Consider the following 1319-nt stretch of genomic DNA (forward strand, 5'->3'; position numbering starts at 1 on the left):
TGAATCGCCCCGGGATTCGTGGAGGCTGGTTGGTTTAAGTTGATGCCGGCACGACGACTGAGTTGCAACGTTGCCGGTAGTAGTTTGCCTCAGCTTCCGCGGGCGGGATATAGCCGAGCGGTTCCATGAGCCGATGATGGTTAAACCAGGCGACCCATTCGAGCGTTGCCAGTTCGACGGACTCACGCGTTTTCCACGGCGCACGACGATGAATCAGTTCCGCTTTGTACAAGCCGTTGATGGTTTCAGCCAGCGCGTTATCGTAGCTGTCGCCTCGGCTGCCGACCGACGGCTCGATTCCGGCCTCGGCCAGCCGCTCGCTGTAGCGAATGCTGACGTATTGCGAGCCCCTGTCGGAATGATGAATGAGCGATCCGTCACTCTCCGGTCGACGAGCGTACAACGCTTGTTCAAGCGCATCGAGAACGAAGTCGGTGGTCATCGAAGAACTCACGCGCCAGCCGACGATCCGTCGGGCGAACACGTCGACCACGAAAGCCACATAAAGCCAGCCCTGCCACGTCGAAACGTAGGTGAAATCCGAAACCCAGAGTTGGTTCGGCCGATCAGCCTTGAACTGACGGTTGACTCGATCCAGTGGCCGTGGGGCCGATACATTCGGGATAGTCGTGCGAATCCGTTTGCCGCGACTCACGCCGCGCAAGCCCTGTTGCCTCATCAGACGTTCGACAGTGCAACGCGCCACCGAAATGCCTTCTCGGTTCATCTGCTTCCAGACTTTATCCGCACCGTAGACCTGCATATTGCTCTGCCAGACACGCTTGATCTCGGGCTGCAGGAGCACATCGCGTTTGGCTCGCGCACACAGCCGCGATGGATCGCGAAGCCGTGCAGCGTGACGCCGATAGCCCGACGGGGCAATCCGCAAGACCTTGCAGATCGGCTCGACCCCGAAGGTGTCGCGATGCTGATCGATAAAGGCCTTCAGGACTTCGTACGGCGGTCGAGCTCCGCCTGGGCGAAAAACGCACTGGCCAGCTTCAGGATCTCGTTGGCGCGGCGCAACTCCTTGACTTCACGCTCCAGCGCCTTCAGGCGCTCTCGTTCCGACGTAGTCACGCCATCTCGCTCGCCGTTATCGACTTCTTCTCGTTTGACCCATCCCAGCAGAGTCTGGCTCGTACAGCCGATCTTAGGGGCAATGGATTCGATCGCTGCCCATTGTGACGGGTACTCGTCGCGATGCTCGCGCACCATGCGCACAGCACGTTCACGGACTTCAGCGGAAAATTTGTTCGGCTTGTTCATAGCTCCATTCTCTCAAGAGTTGGAGCCTCCACAAAATCCGGGGCGCTTCA

1 protein-coding gene and 1 other annotated feature are annotated in these 1319 nt (G+C 59.1%); the gene reads right to left on the bottom strand.

The window, feature by feature from the left end; all coding sequences use genetic code 11:
• Window positions 1–34: 34 nt before the first annotated feature.
• Window positions 35–1269, bottom strand: a protein-coding gene (locus C0Z18_RS32415; protein WP_408647247.1) for an IS3 family transposase whose coding sequence is annotated in 2 segments (ribosomal slippage) — window positions 35–978 and window positions 978–1269 — 1236 coding nt in all. Because the reading frame shifts where the segments join, the coding sequence is not laid out codon by codon here.
• Window positions 875–991, bottom strand: a sequence feature (AL1L pseudoknot). (Overlaps the previous gene by 117 nt.)
• Window positions 1270–1319: the final 50 nt, after the last annotated feature.

The organism is Trinickia dabaoshanensis, from assembly GCF_002879885.1.
Taxonomy (GTDB): domain Bacteria; phylum Pseudomonadota; class Gammaproteobacteria; order Burkholderiales; family Burkholderiaceae; genus Trinickia; species Trinickia dabaoshanensis.